Origin of the sequence: Cesiribacter sp. SM1 (assembly GCF_020178975.1) — a bacterium.
Taxonomy (GTDB): Bacteria; Bacteroidota; Bacteroidia; order Cytophagales; family Cyclobacteriaceae; genus Cesiribacter.
In genome coordinates, this window is record NZ_JAHXBU010000038.1 from 78226 (window position 1) to 94400 (window position 16175).

Below are 16175 nucleotides of genomic sequence, written 5' to 3' on the forward strand. Positions count from 1 at the left end.
TGATAAGTAAGCCAGCCTTTGCTGGCTTTTTTGCTGAGATAGCATGGGATTATCCGCCGCTTTTTGGGTTTTAACGTTAGAACTGTATCTTTCAGATTAATTACCCAAGAAGCGGTATGCTTACCCTCATAGCTATTATAGTGCTGATACTGCTGGGCCTGGCCCTGCTGGTGGCAGAAGTTATCTTTATTCCGGGTACCACCCTTGTTGGTATTTTAGGTGTTGCTTTTGCAGGCCTGGGGGTGTTTCTGGGCTTTAGCGCCTATGGAGCCGAAGTTGGCCTGTGGCTGTTGATAGGCACCTCTATTGCTGCAATTGCCAGTGTGCTGCTGTCGATAAGGAACAAATCATGGCAAAACTTCTCACTCGATAAATCAATAAACAGCAGGGTGAATGAAGATGATGTAATGGTGCAGGTAGGCGCCAGGGGAGTAACAGTTTCTAATCTTAGGCCTTCAGGCAATGCAGAGTTCAATGGAGTGGTGTATGAAGTACGCTCTCATGGACAGCACCTGGAGGTAGGTACACCGGTTCGGGTGAGCAGGGTAGAAGACCGAACCATATTTGTAGAACCTTTAACGATTTATCAATAGCATGGAAAATTTAGCGCTGGTGTTTGTGATCATAGCCATTGTGGTGGCCATTATGATCTTTTTCTATTTTGTGCCCATTAATCTCTGGATTACGGCACGCTTTTCAGGTGTTAGAATTAACCTGTTTGAGCTTGTTTTCATGCGTATCCGTAAAGTATCGCCCCGCCTGATTGTTGAATCGCTGATTACAGCACAGAAAGCCGGCCTGAGCGAGATTACTTCCAGTGAGCTGGAAACCCACTACCTGGCTGGTGGTAATGTGCCTACGGTCATCAAAGCACTTATTTCTGCCGATAAAGCAAACATCAGGTTAACCTTCAAGCAGGCCACGGCCATTGACCTGGCTGGTCGTGATGTGTTTGAGGCGGTGCAGATTTCAGTAAATCCTAAAGTGATCAATACCCCCTCGGTGGCTGCCGTAGCGCAGGATGGTATTCAGCTGGTGGCAAAGGCGCGGGTAACCGTGCGGGCCAATATTGCGCAGCTGGTGGGTGGTGCCGGCGAAGAAACCATTTTAGCCCGGGTAGGTGAGGGTATCGTGACCTCCATCGGTTCTGCTACCTCGCATAAAGCAGTGCTGGAAAATCCTGATAAAATAAGCCAGCTGGTGCTGCAGCGCGGTTTGGATGCAGGAACTGCCTTCGAGATTCTTTCTATCGACATTGCCGATATAGACGTGGGTACCAACATAGGTGCCAAGCTGCAGATAGATCAGGCCAATGCCGACCTTAAAGTAGCGGAAGCCAGGGCAGAAGAACGCCGGGCAATGGCCGTAGCCCATGAACAGGAGATGAAGGCGAAGTCGCAGGAAGCAAGAGCTAATGTGATCCAGGCTGAAGCTGAAGTGCCGCTTGCCATGGCCGAAGCTTTCAGAAACGGAAACTTAGGTATTATGGATTACTACAAAATGCAGAACATCCAGGCCGATACCGGTATGCGCCAGAGCATCAGTGGTGAAGGACAGGAAGGTACCGGAGAAATAGGTCGCAGGCATGAAGATGACGAGTAGGGGAAGAAGATAGAAGATAGAAGATAGAATTATGAGCGGCTGCCCAGACAGGCAGCCTTTCCTTTTTCATTGTCTTGCCCACTTCCTTTGCATGGAAGCCTTGCAAAAGGCTCTTGGGTTGTTTTTAGATTTATCCATGCATGTGTCAAACATGGAGGCTTGACGAATGTTGCCACCCGTCGGGAGGCGGACGCGGTAGTAACAGCGCAGCGTGCACCTGGGTGATTTTGGCTGGAGTAGCAGTGGAGGAAAGAATAAAAAAGAAGAGGCTGCCATTAAGTGGAGCCTCTCTCATTTCTAACATCTATTTTCTATTCTCTATCTTCTGACTTCAAACCCTTTCCAGAATAATGGCAGAGGCGCCACCACCGCCGTTACAGATACCGGCTGCACCAAACTGGGCATCACGCTGGTTGAGTACTGAAATAAGGGTTGTCATGATGCGGGCACCGCTGGCGCCCAGTGGGTGGCCAAGGGCTACAGCACCACCAAATACATTTACTTTATCTGCATCGAGCTCAAGCTTTTGGATGTTGGCCAGGGCCACTGCTGCAAAAGCCTCGTTGATCTCAAAGTAGTCGATCTCGTTTTTGCCTAAACCGGCCATTTTAAGCGCATTTGGTATGGCCAGGGCAGGAGAGGTGGTAAACCAGATAGGATCTTGTGCAGCATCGCCAAAACCGCGAATCTTGGCCAGTGGCTTTATGCCCATGGCATCGGCTTTCTCTTTGCTCATGAGCACCATGGCTGCAGCCCCATCATTGATGGTAGAAGCATTGGCGGCTGTAACAGTACCCTCTTTAGAAAACACAGGCTTCAGTCCCGGAATTTTATCGAAGTGAACGTTGGTGAACTCCTCATCCTTGTCCATGATGACCGGTTCACCTCTGCGCTGAGGAATTTCCACAGGAATTACCTCATCTTTGAAATAGCCCTTCTCCCACGATTCGGCAGCTCTCTTATAAGACTTGATGGCGTACTCGTCCTGTGCCTCACGGCTGATGCACATTTCCTTAGCCGTATTATCGGCGCAGTTGCCCATTGGGAATTTATAGTACACTTCAAACAGCCCATCCTTTGCCAGGCCGTCTACCAGCTCTCCATTGCCGTACTTGTAGCCCCAGCGTGCATTAGGCACATAGAAAGGGATGTTGCTCATGCTTTCCATGCCGCCTACCACAACTACATCGTTTTGGCCCAGCATGATGGATTGGGCGCCAAACATGGCTGCTTTCATACCACTGGAACAAACCTTGTTAATAGTGGTGCAGGGAACATTGTAACCCAAGCCGGCACCCACCGCAGCCTGTCGGGCTGGTGCCTGTCCCAGGTTTGCAGAAACCACGTTACCCATCATCACTTCATCTACATCTTTGGCCTCTACGCCAACCTTTTGCAGTGCAGACTTAATGGCAATAGAGCCAAGTTCTGTTGCCGACATGCCTGCAAGCTTGCCGCCAAAACTGCCTATAGGTGTGCGAACGGCCGATACGATATACACTTCTTTCATTGCTAAAATAATTTTTTGGTTAGATGGCCCCTGTTAACAGGCGGGGCATTTGTTTTCCAGGGCGGTTAAAAAATACTGATAGATAAAAAACTGATCAAATTTATCGAAAAAGGGGCTGATAAACAAAAAGCCGGCACCGGGAAAATGCCCTGGCACCGGCTTTAAAACGTTTGCGATAGTGTTTGTCCTACCAGTCGGGTTTAGTACTCTTCTGGCGGCGAGACGGTTGTCTTTGCTTTTGCTGCAGGTACTGGATCTCGTTACTCTTCATGGCCTCGAGCAGCATTTTAGCCTTTTCAGGGCTGATGTTCATTTCCTGCAGGCGCTTGTTTACTTCGCCCTGCGGGTCACGGGCCTGAACTTCCCGCTCTTCGCCCTCTTCTCCTTCATTAGCTTCACGCTGCTGCGCTTGCTGCTCCTCTGCATTCTGTTGTTGCTGCTCACCTGGCTGCTCTTTCTCCTGTCCCTGCTGGTTCAGGTCTTCTTCAGATTGCTGTCCGGCAGATGATTTCTGCTGCTGCTGGCTCTGCTGGTTTTGTTGTTCGTTCTGCTGTTGTTCCTGCTGCTGCTGTTGTTGCTGCTGTTGTTTTAGTTTCTGGTGGAGTGCCTGCAGTTTCTGATCGTTAGGGTACTGTCGCAGGCCCTGCTCCAGGGTTTGAAGCGCCTCCTGCTGCTGGCCCGCAATGTAATGGTTGGCAGCAGCATGAAAAGCTCCCTCAGGACCACTCGTGGCAGCTCTGCCGGATTGGGCACTGCCCATGAGGGGTAACAAAAAGAGCATAGCAGGAAGCAGGGAGAGGATCAGCTTCCTGATCAGGCTGTTAATACTTATGCTTTGTATGGCAATCATATTCTGTCTTCTGGTTTATGTCCGTCCGGTTTTCAGTGCAGGCAGGACATTTTTACATCTATAACGTAGCATTCGGGCAAAAGAACTCAGAGACATGTACTTTTAGCTTTACATTATATGTCCTGAACTTGTTCCTGCTTTCATGTCTGTCAAACTCCTTTTTTGTACAGCTAATCCTAAGAAGGCTTTGCGGCAGCGGGAGCAAGCTACTGGTCTATTTCGGCAACATCGCCAAGCCGGCTGATAAAGTCATTGTATGCCGCAATGGTAGAATCCTGCTCCAGGCTTTCCTGCATAAGCCTTAGCGCGTCGGTATACCTGAACTGCCTGGACAATGCATCTGCTTTGGCTTTCTGTTGCCGGGCCCATTCAGAAGGCTCAATCTTAGGCTGATCTTCCTGTTGCTGCTGATCCTCCTGGTCCTGCTGCTGATCGTCCTGTTCGTTCAGACGTTTCCAGGCCAGCTCATAATTCATGCGGGCACTTTCATTGGCAGGATCGGCCTTTAAGGCTTCCTTGAAGTACTGCAAGGCATTCTGGAGCTGTTTCTCATCCTCTGAGGCAAGAAAGCCTAACTGCTGCAGGGCTACTGACTTAGCCTGTTTGCCGGCACTGCCTTCGGTTATCTGACGATAAACTTCGGTAGCCTTTTCTTTTTCTTCTGCCCGTAAAAGAGCGTGGGCATGGTTAAGCTTTACAGCGTCAGACTCATCGCCCCATTTTGTGCGCAGCACCTCGTATATTGAGGCAGCCTCTGCATATCGCTCCTCCATATAGGCTTCGGCAGCTGCTCTTTTTAACCTGTTGGTTTCTGCAATGCGGGTCAGGCTGTTTCCGCCACCCTGCCAGGCTGTGAGTATAAATAGAAAGAATAGTCCCCATTTCATAAGCGCAATAACTTTAGGTGCAGCATGGCATCCAGGGCCAGCAAAAGAAGGGCTGCTGCCAGAAAATAGTAATACCGGTTTGAAGAAACATCTACCAGGCGGGCATCCTGCATTTCTCCCTCAACGGCTGCTACGGCATTTATTAGTTTCTGGGTTTCGTTCAGGCGGTTATTGATTTCATAGTAACTGCCATTGGCCTCCTGGGCCAGCCTTTTAAGTGCATCAGGATTCAGGCGCGTAATTACCTCTTCGCCTTCATTATTGCGTTTATAGAGCCGCCTTTCCCTGATGCGGCTACCTTCCTGGGTACCAACGCCCAGGGTAAACAGCCTGATGCCTTCTTTCTTGTACTCATTGGCCAGTGCCTGGGCTTCTTCACCAAAATCTTCGCCATCGCTGATCAGGATTACCAGGCGGGAGGAGGGCTTGCCCTCCTGTGTGCCTTCTTTTTTAAGCTTGTCGAGCGCCAGCTGCAGCGGTGCTGCCAGTTCGGTGCCGCCATAGGGAACAAGGCCAGTGTGCAGGGTTTCTACAAACAATTGCAGGGCACTTCCATCGAAGGTAAGCGGACTCTGAATAAACGCTTCGGTACCGAAGATAATAATGCCCACCCGGTCGGAAGAAAAGGCATTCAACATTTTTTTTAGCTCAAACTTTACTTTCTCCAGGCGGCTGGGCTGTACATCGTAGGCGTTCATTGATTTGGAAAGATCGACAGCAATGAAAATATCTTTACCAACAGCCTTGATTTCTCTTTTAGCCTGTCCGAAGGTTGGACCCAGCCAAGCCATGAGCAGGAGTGCAAATATGAGGGTGCGCAAGATAAATTTCACCAGGAAAATGTTAGTCTTCCCCTCTACCACCTGGGAGGCTTTGTAAAAGCGGTAGGCATACAGCAGGTAGCCAATACCAAAAAGTAAAATGAGCGCGATTTCGTAAGTACCAAAGTTTTTATACCAGTTCATGGAGTAGATTGCAGCAGTGGTAAATATAGCAAGTAGCAGTCAGAGTACCCAATTCCTTTATAAAGATAGAGTTAGGGTTCTGGCTGAAAGAAAAACGAAGAAATTTAATTATTTATTTGGTGTGTAATCATCCATTCCCTTATATTTGCATCACTTTTCCAGTAAACGGAGAGCGCACTTCCAGGAAGCCGGAAGCGTAGACGAACGGAGAGGTGGGTGAGTGGCTTAAACCAGCAGTTTGCTAAACTGTCGTACGGGTAATGCTGTACCGGGGGTTCGAATCCCCCCCTCTCCGCTGAAACGTCTTAATGACAAAAAAAGAAGATACCGCTCGGGGTGTAGCGTAGCCCGGTATCGCGCCTCGTTTGGGACGAGGAGGTCGTAGGTTCGAATCCTGCCACCCCGACAAAGTGGCTTGTCAAAAGCCCCTGAAACCCTCTAAATCGTAAGATTTAGAGGGTTTTTTCTTTTTCTACCCTCCAAATCATCTATACAATCTCAATAAAAATATGCCCTATTCGTGGTCCCTTTTTTATTTTCTAAATTGAGGGCACGAAAACAGGGATAACTATCTGTAAATCAGTTGGTTATATAAAATTTTTAGGGCATAACGAATGGCTGGATTTGGTGCTTTTTGAGCCTTTTTCCGTGCCCTTTTTTAAGGGGCACAGATAAACCAATTCAAGTACCGCTAAATAAGATTGTATGAAAGCGAAAAACACCTTCGGCATTTCTTTTTTTATCAAGAAGTACAAGCTCAAGGGGGAGCTGGCGCCGGTCTATGCCCGCATTACTGTTGACGGCAAGAGTCTGGACCTTTCCCTGAAAAGAAAAGTTCCCCTGCGCAATTGGGACGAAGGAAAGGGATGTACAAAGGGCAACAAAGAAGAGATCCGGGCGCTGGCTGTATATCTGGAGCAGGTGCGCAACCGCCTCTACGATTGTCAGCAGGAGTTGGAAAAGGAAAGAAGACTTCTCACGGCAGAGGCTGTCAAACAACGATACCTGGGAGAGGATGAATCGGGCAAAACCCTGCAGGAGCTCATGACCTATCATGCCGAGGAGATGAAAGGGGAACTGGCACCTGGCACACAAAAGAATTATTATACCACCTGTAAATATGTGAGGCAGTTCTTAAAGGAAAAGTACAAGACTTCTGATTTGTACCTGGAGGAGCTCAACTACAAGTTTATCAAAGACTTTGAAAAATTCCTGAAAAACCATAAACCAACTGATCATCACAAGCCCTGCGGTCAGAACGGTGCGATGAAACATATTGAGCGCCTGCGCAAAATGATCAACCTGGCCGTCAAAGAGGAATGGATTCAGAAAGATCCGTTCCTGAAGTTTAAAGCCCGCTTTGAGAAAAAAGAGCGGGGACATCTAAGTCTGGAGGAACTACAACGTATTGAAAATAAAAATTTTTCCGTAAAGCGTCTGGTACTGGTGCGAGACCTGTTTGTCTTCAGCTGTTATACAGGAGCTTCTTATATTGAAGTAAGCGAGTTGACGCCGGATCAGGTAGTAAAGGGCATGGATGGGGCGCTTTGGCTAATGGGGCAACGCCGCAAATCCGGTGAGTTCTTCAAGGTGCCGCTGCTGCCACAGGCACTTACGATCATTGAGCGCTATAAAGATGATCCCCGGGCGCAGGTGCAGGGAAGGCTGCTACCGGTGCTCACCAATCAAAAGCTCAACAGTTATTTGAAAGAGATCGCCGATCTGTGCGGCGTTGATAAAAACCTAAGCTTTCACCTGGCCCGTCACACCTTTGCCACTACCGTCACCTTAGCCAATGGCGTACCCATCGAATCGGTCAGCAAAATGCTGGGGCACGGGAGTATCCGCACTACCCAGATCTATGCCAAAGTAGTGGAGAGAAAGCTAAGCGAGGATATGAAAATGCTAAGAGAAAAGCTACAGAGGGGCGTGGTCGAAAGTTAAGGTGTTGATTATCAGCCGATGCCGGGCTTGTATTTATTGTTTTAGAATTTTATATTGTTACTACAGACCCAAAAGGAGGTGTGTTGCTCCTTCTTCCGGCATCATTGAGGCCGGCATTCAGCAATGTGAGTTTGCAGAGGTAAATTTTTTCCAGGAGTCATGGCTAGGTGGTTTGATGATGACGGTTTTTTAGGCAGAAGACTGGCCGCAGATGATGAACAGGCGCTGGAATTTCTGTTCAGACAGCACTATACTGCCCTGAAAAGAGTGTCTTATAGAATTGTGCGCAATAATGAGCAGGCCAGGGACATAGTTCAGGATGTATTTGCCAAATTATGGGAAAAGCGCCAATTTCTGCGGGAGACAAAACCACTAAAAGCCTATCTCTTCAGGTCAGTAATCAACCGCTCACTGAATTATTTACGGGACAATCCCCGCCTGCAGGTAGTTTCCCTGGACGAGCTTACGCCCGAACAACATGCTACCCAGTCCAATGAAACAAGTGCCAAGTTGGAAGATCAGGAACTGCATGCATTGATCAATCGCACTATCCTGGAGCTTCCCCTTCAGTGCAGAGTTGCCTTTCAGTTAAGCCGGGAGGAGGAAATGAGCAATGCTCAGATTGCTGAATACATGGGCGTTTCAGTGAAGGCAGTGGAGAAGCACATCACCAAAGCCTTAAAGAGGCTAAGGAAAATGCTGGAGCCTTACTTAAGCTATCTTATGTTGTTTAACTGGTAAAGCGTATGCAGTTGATGACATAACAAAGGAGGCGCTTCGTTGCGTCACCTCCTGATACCAGCAAAAGCTAATCCAAAAACCTGGGGGATAAAATTTTTTCACAGGAGGAGTAGGGTAGTACCTCTTTTCTGTGTCTGTTTAGTTACAAGGGGTTAATTGCTATGGAAACGGATCCTCAATATATTAGTCTGCTGCACAAGGAGCTTACCCATCAGCTAAGACCCGAAGAAGCGGAAATGCTGAAGGTCTGGCTGGCGGAAAACGAGCAGCACCGGCAGTTACGAGAAGAGATCAGGATGAGCTGGGCCCTTACCACTAGTACAGCCCCTCCTGAAACAGGAGAAGATGAAATAGCAGCAGAGTTAAAGCGGCTAAAACAACGGATTCACCAAGTGCCGGAGCAGACTTCCCGTGTTTCTCCTTTCCGCTGGCAGATCTTTTACAAATTGGTGGGCATTGTGCTTTTGCTGGCGCTGGCAGCTGGAGGGTGGATCCTTTTCCGAAATACTGATGAACAGGCAGTTGTTGTCAGCTATGAGCACCCTGCCGGCGAGCAGGCTGTACAGGTGTACATGCTGCCCGACAGCACTAAGGTATTTGCCAGGCAGGGAACTACGCTTTCCTATCAGTTTGCAGATCAGAAGAGGTCTGTTTACTTATCCGGACAGGCTTATTTCCAGGTAACCCGCGATGAACACCATCCTTTTCAGATTGATATGGAAGGGATGCGTGTGAAAGTATTGGGTACTTCCTTTTTTGTAAAAGCTGTATCAGGTGAGCCACTGGAAGTAAGTGTTGCCTCCGGTAGTGTGGAAGTGCAATACTATGGGCAATATTACCGGCTGGGGAAAGATGACCTTTTGCGCGTCTTCCCGGAGGAAGATCCTCGGCTTGAAAAGAATGTAGATCCGAACTACCTTTCCTGGCAGCATGGAAAACTGGTGTTCCGGCAAAGCCCGTTCCATGAGGTTTTGCCTGCACTGGAGCGACACTATGGAGCAGTAATGGACGTGGAGAATCCTCAACTGCTTAATTGCAGATTTACCGGCTCTTTTCAGGATCCCGCACTGGAGGAGCTGATGGAAATTTTCTCTTACAGCCTGGGGGTATCGGTTGAAAAGCAGGAGAATGGGCAGTTGCTTATCAGGGGGGGGAGTTGCCAAGGACAGGGGGTAAAATGAGAAGAATCCCCATGGTAATAGGATGTCTGTTTTTTCAGTTACACCTCTGTGCACAGGACCTGGAACAGAAGGTATCCATTGAGGCTGATGCTGTGGTGCTGGAGGTATTGCTGCAGGAGGTGGGGGAGCGTTACAACCTTAGCTTTTCTTATGGGGGACATCTGCCAGGCCTGGAACAAAAGCTTTCCATCAGGGCAGAGAAAATGCCATTGAATCAGTTCCTTTCCCTGCTCCTGGCAAAGGTGGCACTGACTTATAAAGTAATTGGGGGCTATGTGGTGCTGCGAAAGTTGGAGCCCCAGACTCAGGTTGTACTCCCCGAGCAAGCAGGGAGGGGTGCAGGACGGCTACCTAGATCGTACAGAGATCAATCTGTACAACAGGACACCGTGCAGCGGATGGTGCGTATTGCCCCTACTGTGGGATTTCAGGTGTATGTGCCGGAATGGAGTATGCCAACCCGGATCATTTTGGAAGAAGCCCAGCCTCCTGTCAGGCATAGGCAAGCTTCAATCAGGATAGGTCCTGTTTTCTCAAAGGATTTTATGCAACTGGACCTACAGAGTAGCTATGCTGATAAACAGCAGGTGGATGCAGGCTTAAGCTATAGCATCGGCAGTGTATGCTGGTGGAATATTAGGGAGCATTTGGCACTTGAATGGCTTTTCCTGTATAGACAGAAAGTCTTTACACTCCGGTACGGGCTGGAAACAGGAGTTGACCCTTTAGGGCTTCCTCTAATGACGGAAGCGGTGCTGGCCTATCTGGATATACCTATCAATATCCATGTGAGGCTGTACCAGTTTAAGCAAATAGCAGTAGGTGGTATAGTCGGCCTGTATGGCAGCCATCTGCTGGAGAAGGGGGAGAGGACCTGGATGGACGATGGCAGGATGTTTCCTGCTACGGGCATGCTTGTGTCTACACTAAGTCGATTTTTGTGGGGTATGCAGGCAGGCATTGGCTTTCATTATGACCTGAACTCCAGGGTTTCCTTCTACCTCTCCCCTGTATATCAACATAACCTCAATAAATTCAAGAAAGGTACGCAGCAAATCCGGCTGCAGGAATTTGTGTTTCGAACGGGTTTCCGATTCAGTCTGTAAGAACGTTTTTATCTAACATAATCAAAAGATGAAGAACTTTTATCACCATCCACTGCTGGTTTTACCAGCGGGCAGGAGAACACTACTTGCCTTCTACGGCCTGCTGCTCCTGCCATTCATCTCCCAGGGCCAGAGCCTTAGCCTGTCCCTGTCGGCCACCAACAACACGCCGAACAACTGCTATGCCAGAACAATAAGCGTGTCTGTATCCGGTGGCTCCGGAAGCTATGCTTATTTCTGGTCCTCCTCGCCCCCTTCCAGTGTGAACCTGGGCAATGGACCATCAATCAGCGTGAGTCCCGCTGTAGCCACAACTTATACAGTTGCAGTGTGGGACAACAGTTCAAGCCTGTATGCGGAAAAGAGTATCCTGATCAGTCCACGCCTGGCAGGTAATCTAAGTGTATTTATCCCCAGTGCTTTCCTGGCAGGCAATCTCTGGCGGTTGCTTGACAGCAATCAATCAACAGGACCCTTGAATGCCTACCGTTATGAACTTAGTATCATCAACGACTGGGGAAACCAAGTGTATGCTGCTTCGGGAACCACCAGCAGCGGTACGACTGGCCTGCTGGGCGGGCAGATCAGCTGGAATGGTCGCCTGAACGGGACGGGGAATTATGTACCGTCCGGCAATTACTTTTGCGACCTCCGATTGATTAACTGTTCCACCAATACACTATATAAGGTTACTGTCACATTTTTCAATCCATCGATGCTGACGCTGTATCCTAATCCTGCTGCCTCTTATGTGGAGCAGAACACAGAGCAGGAAAGAAATCAGTTGCATTCCGCAGCCAGAGAGGCGATATCCTTTCCTGCTGAAATAGAGCTGCTGACAGGGGCAGGAAGAGCTGTCTATAAAACATCTATAGACGCTTTGCCAGTCCAGCTTGACGTACGCATGCTGCAGGAGGGGGATTATGTGCTGGTGTTGAGGATGGCAGATCATACGATAAAGAGGCGTTTGCTGATCAGGCGCTAGGCTTTGTTTACATGAATGGGAATGAAGCGAAATAAACCGCCACTGCCGTTGATGAGGGCATCTTGATAGATAAGCCTTTTGCAGGATGGGGTGGGGCATTGGTAAGTAATTCATTTATCTTCACTTAACACTTTTTATTATGTCAGCAGAAAATTCAACCTTTTCCGGTGCTGCCAGAAGCAAGCTGTACCGGGAACAACTCCTCACCACGGAAGATTTAAGGGAGTTCAAAGCAGAGCTGTTAGAGGAGATTGGCAAACTCCTCCTGGAAGTGCGGGGGGAATCTTCGAAAAAATGGCTTAAATCTCAGGAAGTCAGAGAGCTGCTGGGAATATCACCCGGCACCCTCCAGAACCTAAGGGTCAATGGAACACTGCCCTTCATGAAGGTGGGGGGTGTTATCTTTTATGATTTTGATGATATCCGGAAGATGCTGGAAGAAACCAAGTCTCAAAACAAGCTGTCGCTAGACCTCTTCCAGGACCGGCATCTGCACACTAGAGAAAAAATACCTTAAGCTTTTCACTGAAAACTCGAAGGCAGTACCAGAATAGATCATCAGGTATAGCAATTTGACCAGACCTGTAGCAAAATAAAAGCACAGGTAGTGATAACCCGCAGGAAAGCCTCTCATGCTTGCATGAGGGCTTTTTTATGTTTTGGGGTCCTGGTGATCGGTGTTCTTTTTGTGTACTGCATATACCTGCTTTGGCAGCAGTCAGCAGGTGGTTTATCCCTGCCTTTTCTGATTACCTGCACGTATGCGGCTTAAAGTCACCTGCGAGACACCCAGAAAAGAAGCAATATATTTCAACGGGATACGTGTGACTACATCAGGACGAACTGATATAAGCTTATGGTAACGTTCTGTAGCATCCTCATAAAACAGCGATTGATAGATACTTTCTAGCTTTAGGTATTCTGCCTCCATAAACTTTACTCCCCATAAGGCCCAGCGATGACTTTTATGATAAAGCATCATCAGATTCGTATGGCTTAGGCTGTAAACAAGGCTTGGCTCAAGAAAGGAAAGTGTTTCTGATGAGGGGCACTGCTGATAAAAGCTTCTTGGGCTGGTGAAAAATGTGTTCTCAAACTCGCACCAGAGTGTTCGGTCATCCTCAAAGGAGTGACAGCGAACCAGCCCCCTCTTTAAAAAGAAAAGATGTTGACATACTTCACCACTATAGAGCAGAACATCCCTGGCTTTATATTCTTTCACCTCAATATGATCAGCTACCCTGGCGATATCATCATCTGATAATATAGCGCCGTGTTGTAAAAAACATTCTTCAAAGTCCATGATATATAAGCCTGATAAATTAAGTCAGTTAAGCCAGGGTAAGCGGATGCTGCTGGGGTATAACCTCATTTGCCCTATGGCGTGAAAGATCAGCCATTGCAACAGCTTATTCCGGTATTTAGATGATACTACGGGCTATTTGTAGTAAAAACAAGGAGCAAATGATGATTTTAACAAATGTAAAAGGATTGTTTAATGGTGTTTGTGAAATTTGTGTCAGCGAAATCACACATTAGGATGAAAGCACTACATGATGAGATTAGGATTCCGGAATTTTTACAGGAGTTGCACGGGCAAAAGGCTACGGTGTTTGATCTGTTACTGACGTACTTAGCGGCCGTCCTTACAACAGCGCTGGTTCTTTATCAAGCACAACCTATAGGACTGGAAGCATGGCAATTTTATTTACTGGGATTTTTGACCCTCGACCTGGCAGGAGGAGTGGTGGCTAACTTTACTGCGGGCACCACCCGGTATTATCAAAAAAATCCTGGAAAGAGGTGCTTATTTATTGCCCTACACGTGTTGCAGCCACTGTTACTGTACTTTACATTTTCAGATCCGGTCAATATGCTGCCCCTGCTGCTGATAACGGTTTATACAGTAATCGCAATGCTTGTAATCAATCATATCAGGGAGTACGCTAATCAACGCATCATGGGTGCATTTTTACTTGTTCTGGGAGTTACTATTGCTTTTCTGGAACCCTTCAGTCAACCCCTTATGCTACACCTGGTCTTACTCTACCTGGTAAAGCTGCTGCTGGCCTTTGCGGTAAGGTGGGCGTAGGATAATATTGTTTATGGAAATCTCCCATTTAAACAAATTAGCTCAATAGGATTCCTGTAGTCTTGTTTTTATGTTGACATTCAAATAAATCCATAACGATGATAAGTAAATATCCGGAGCCTACCGTGAGTGCTATCATATTTAACCCGCTCAACCAGGTCCTTCTCTGTAAATCTGCCAAGTGGAACAATCAGTATGTCATACCCGGCGGCCATATTGAACAGGGGGAAACCATGGAAGATGCCCTGCGAAGAGAAGTGCTGGAAGAAACAGGCCTGAAAATACATAGCATTGAGCTAATTGGCTTGCAGGAATGCATATACAGCGATACTTTTCAGGAAAAGAGGCATTTCATTTTTATCGATTACAGCTGCAGGACTGATGGCTTCGAGGTGGTGCTGAATGATGAAGCAGATGAATGGATATGGGTGGGTTTGGATAAAGTCACAGACTATGATCTGGGAGGCTATACACGGCAGTTCTTCACTGCCCTGAAGGATAAAAAGTCTGTATATCTTAAGCAGGTGTTTTATAACTATGCCTGAAGATTTGCAGCAAAACCTGAAAATTGACTTTCAGGAGGAACGGCCGGCATACTGTCCCTTTCTCTGATCTTTGTATATTGTGTTAACCTTGTTCTCTCTAAAAGGCACTCTCAACAGTTTAGCTGTAGCACATATACCTATGCAAATCTGGAATCTGCCCCTTATTTTTAAAGGATCTGAAAATTACCTTAGTGCAGGAGCTGGAATTGATATTTGCTTGTACAGGGCCAGGCAGGAAACTGTAAAAGCAAATGTTCAGTTTACGGCAAATGCAGTGATCATCCTGCTGGATGGCTATAAAGAAGTGATGAGCGCTTCCCACAAGATCGCCATCAAAGCGGGTGAGGGGTTCTTTCTTAAAAAAGGGAACTACATCATGACAGAGAAACCTGCTGTTTCCAGTCATTATGAAAGCATTATGGTATTCTTTGACGATGCCATTGCCGGAAGGATTGCTGCTGGTATGCACTGGCAGCTACACAAGAGCGATAGCCCTTTAACGGAACTTATCAGGATTCCTTTAGCTGCAAATTGCCTCTCTTTTGCACAATCGCTCAAGTCTTATTTTAACCTGCAGAGTGCTGTCAATGGGCTTGCCCCACTTCTTGAAATCAAGCTCCAGGAGTTGTTCTGGCTACTGGCACATGCTGATACCGGGAGTCAATTCCTTTCATTTTTGAAGCAGCTGCAGAACAGGGAAAGCTATTCTATTGAACGGTTGATGGAACAGCATTACAGAGCATCCATTTCATTGGAGCAGCTGGCTTTTTTAGGAGGGTACAGCCTTTCAACTTTTAAAAGAAGAGTAGAAGACCACTACCATACTTCTCCCCGTAAATGGATTCAGGAGAGGCGTCTGCAGGAGGCATTTTTCCTCCTGAAATCTACTGATATGAATGTTTCTGAAGTAAGTATGGAAGTTGGCTTTGAAAACGTATCACATTTTGTGAAAGTATTCAAGGAAAAATGGGGCATCACCCCAGGGCAGGCAAAAACAGTGCTTGTTTAATTGCTGAACTGCACACCACATTTGTTGAACCTGAAGCGGTAACTTATCCTTCATCTCCGGCGCTACCTTTGTGTTGCCTTATTTGCAACACAAATAAGGCAACATTGAAAAGATACTCACACTCTATATATAATATGGAATCCCTTTTCAAAGATTGGTTTGCGTACAACCACGAAGCCAATCAAAGAACAATTGAGGTATTGCTCAAAGAGGAGCAGGTTCCCGATAAGGCAATGGAGATCTTTAACCATGTGCTGAACGCACACCAAATATGGCTTAATCGTATATATGGAACAAACCTGCTTCAGGTGTCGCCCTGGCAAAGCACAGATAAAGCTTATTTTTCGGAGTATAATGACCTGAACTACAGAAATACGCTCCTCTTACTGCAGGCTTCAGGATTTGGTATGCACCTGGGCAAGCCTGTCAACTATCAGAATACAAAAGGAGAGCTTTTTACTAACAACATTCAAGAAATTTACTTCCATATCCTGACCCATTCTGCCTATCACAGGGGGCAGATAGCCTTCCTGCTAAGGCAGGCTGGTGCAATACCTCCACTAACAGATTTCATCTTCTATAAGCGGGATCTGCCCCTGAAGAGCTTTTGAAGGAGAAGGTTAAAATGGAAACAGGTTATTTGAAAGAGGCAGCAGGATTTAATATATAGCCTGAAGACAGTTGCAAATGTAGCGACACCTGTTCAGTAGCGATAGTAAAAATATACACGATTAAATCATTCAGATAATCTAAAACCT

At 47.2% G+C, this 16175-nt stretch carries 17 protein-coding genes and 2 tRNA genes; 14 read left to right on the top strand and 5 right to left on the bottom strand.

Annotation, left to right across the window (positions count from 1 at the left end; all coding sequences use genetic code 11):
• The first annotated feature begins 116 nt into the window (after positions 1 to 116).
• Together KWJ01_RS04350 and floA are read left to right on the top strand one after the other, a co-directional pair.
• A complete protein-coding gene (locus tag KWJ01_RS04350) occupies positions 117 to 593 on the top strand; it encodes an NfeD family protein (RefSeq protein ID WP_224995202.1) in 477 nt (158 codons plus the stop codon).
• Position 594: 1 nt separating this feature from the next.
• A complete protein-coding gene (gene floA, locus KWJ01_RS04355) occupies positions 595 to 1602 on the top strand; it encodes a flotillin-like protein FloA (RefSeq protein WP_224995203.1) in 1008 nt (335 codons plus the stop codon).
• A 331-nt stretch (positions 1603 to 1933) separates the two neighbouring features.
• On the opposite strand, the gene KWJ01_RS04360 is transcribed toward floA, so the two are convergent.
• From KWJ01_RS04360 to KWJ01_RS04375, 4 genes are all read right to left on the bottom strand, one after another.
• On the bottom strand, positions 1934 to 3112 hold the full coding sequence (locus KWJ01_RS04360) for an acetyl-CoA C-acyltransferase (protein WP_224995204.1): 1179 nt from the start codon (positions 3110 to 3112) through the stop codon (positions 1934 to 1936).
• 187 nt (positions 3113 to 3299) lie between these two features.
• Positions 3300 to 3962, bottom strand: a complete 663-nt coding sequence (locus tag KWJ01_RS04365) for a hypothetical protein (RefSeq protein ID WP_224995205.1) — start codon at positions 3960 to 3962, stop codon at positions 3300 to 3302.
• 206 nt (positions 3963 to 4168) lie between these two features.
• A complete protein-coding gene (locus KWJ01_RS04370) occupies positions 4169 to 4849 on the bottom strand; it encodes a hypothetical protein (RefSeq protein ID WP_224995206.1) in 681 nt (226 codons plus the stop codon).
• A complete protein-coding gene (locus KWJ01_RS04375; protein WP_224995207.1) occupies positions 4846 to 5814 on the bottom strand; it encodes a VWA domain-containing protein in 969 nt (322 codons plus the stop codon). Before KWJ01_RS04375 ends, KWJ01_RS04370 begins: the two co-directional genes overlap by 4 nt.
• 206 nt (positions 5815 to 6020) lie before the next feature.
• Between KWJ01_RS04375 and KWJ01_RS04380 the strand changes: the two genes are divergently transcribed.
• The 8 genes from KWJ01_RS04380 (at position 6021) to KWJ01_RS04415 (ending at position 12288) form a co-directional block, all read left to right on the top strand.
• Positions 6021 to 6109 (top strand) — tRNA-Ser (locus KWJ01_RS04380).
• A gap of 37 nt (positions 6110 to 6146) precedes the next feature.
• Positions 6147 to 6220, top strand: a tRNA-Pro gene (locus KWJ01_RS04385).
• 299 nt (positions 6221 to 6519) lie between these two features.
• Positions 6520 to 7758 (top strand): site-specific integrase, encoded by a 1239-nt coding sequence (locus KWJ01_RS04390; protein ID WP_224995208.1) that lies wholly within the window; start codon positions 6520 to 6522, stop codon positions 7756 to 7758.
• A gap of 159 nt (positions 7759 to 7917) precedes the next feature.
• Entirely contained in the window at positions 7918 to 8499 is a 582-nt protein-coding gene (locus tag KWJ01_RS04395) for an RNA polymerase sigma-70 factor (protein WP_224995209.1), read from the top strand.
• A 161-nt stretch (positions 8500 to 8660) separates the two neighbouring features.
• Positions 8661 to 9680 (top strand): FecR family protein, encoded by a 1020-nt coding sequence (locus KWJ01_RS04400; RefSeq protein ID WP_224995210.1) that lies wholly within the window; start codon positions 8661 to 8663, stop codon positions 9678 to 9680.
• Positions 9681 to 9691: 11 nt separating this feature from the next.
• Complete coding sequence (locus tag KWJ01_RS04405; RefSeq protein ID WP_224995211.1) at positions 9692 to 10786, top strand: STN domain-containing protein; 1095 nt, start codon at positions 9692 to 9694, stop codon at positions 10784 to 10786.
• A gap of 28 nt (positions 10787 to 10814) precedes the next feature.
• Positions 10815 to 11771, top strand: coding sequence for a hypothetical protein (locus KWJ01_RS04410; RefSeq protein ID WP_224995212.1), 957 nt, complete (start codon positions 10815 to 10817; stop codon positions 11769 to 11771).
• A gap of 139 nt (positions 11772 to 11910) precedes the next feature.
• Positions 11911 to 12288, top strand: a complete 378-nt coding sequence (locus tag KWJ01_RS04415; RefSeq protein ID WP_224995213.1) for a helix-turn-helix domain-containing protein — start codon at positions 11911 to 11913, stop codon at positions 12286 to 12288.
• Positions 12289 to 12501: 213 nt separating this feature from the next.
• Here the strand turns inward: KWJ01_RS04415 and KWJ01_RS04420 are convergent, their stop codons facing one another.
• Positions 12502 to 13074: a Crp/Fnr family transcriptional regulator gene (locus tag KWJ01_RS04420; RefSeq protein WP_224995214.1), complete on the bottom strand. Its 573-nt coding sequence runs from the start codon at positions 13072 to 13074 to the stop codon at positions 12502 to 12504.
• Between the two features lie 237 nt (positions 13075 to 13311).
• Between KWJ01_RS04420 and KWJ01_RS04425 the strand changes: the two genes are divergently transcribed.
• The 4 genes from KWJ01_RS04425 to KWJ01_RS04440 all read left to right on the top strand — a co-directional run bounded on the left by KWJ01_RS04425 (position 13312) and on the right by KWJ01_RS04440 (position 16028).
• On the top strand, positions 13312 to 13863 hold the full coding sequence (locus tag KWJ01_RS04425; RefSeq protein WP_224995215.1) for a hypothetical protein: 552 nt from the start codon (positions 13312 to 13314) through the stop codon (positions 13861 to 13863).
• Positions 13864 to 13961: 98 nt separating this feature from the next.
• Positions 13962 to 14408, top strand: coding sequence for an NUDIX domain-containing protein (locus tag KWJ01_RS04430; protein WP_224995216.1), 447 nt, complete (start codon positions 13962 to 13964; stop codon positions 14406 to 14408).
• A gap of 139 nt (positions 14409 to 14547) precedes the next feature.
• Positions 14548 to 15417 (top strand): AraC family transcriptional regulator, encoded by an 870-nt coding sequence (locus KWJ01_RS04435; protein ID WP_224995217.1) that lies wholly within the window; start codon positions 14548 to 14550, stop codon positions 15415 to 15417.
• Between the two features lie 134 nt (positions 15418 to 15551).
• Complete coding sequence (locus tag KWJ01_RS04440; protein WP_224995218.1) at positions 15552 to 16028, top strand: DinB family protein; 477 nt, start codon at positions 15552 to 15554, stop codon at positions 16026 to 16028.
• Positions 16029 to 16175: the final 147 nt, after the last annotated feature.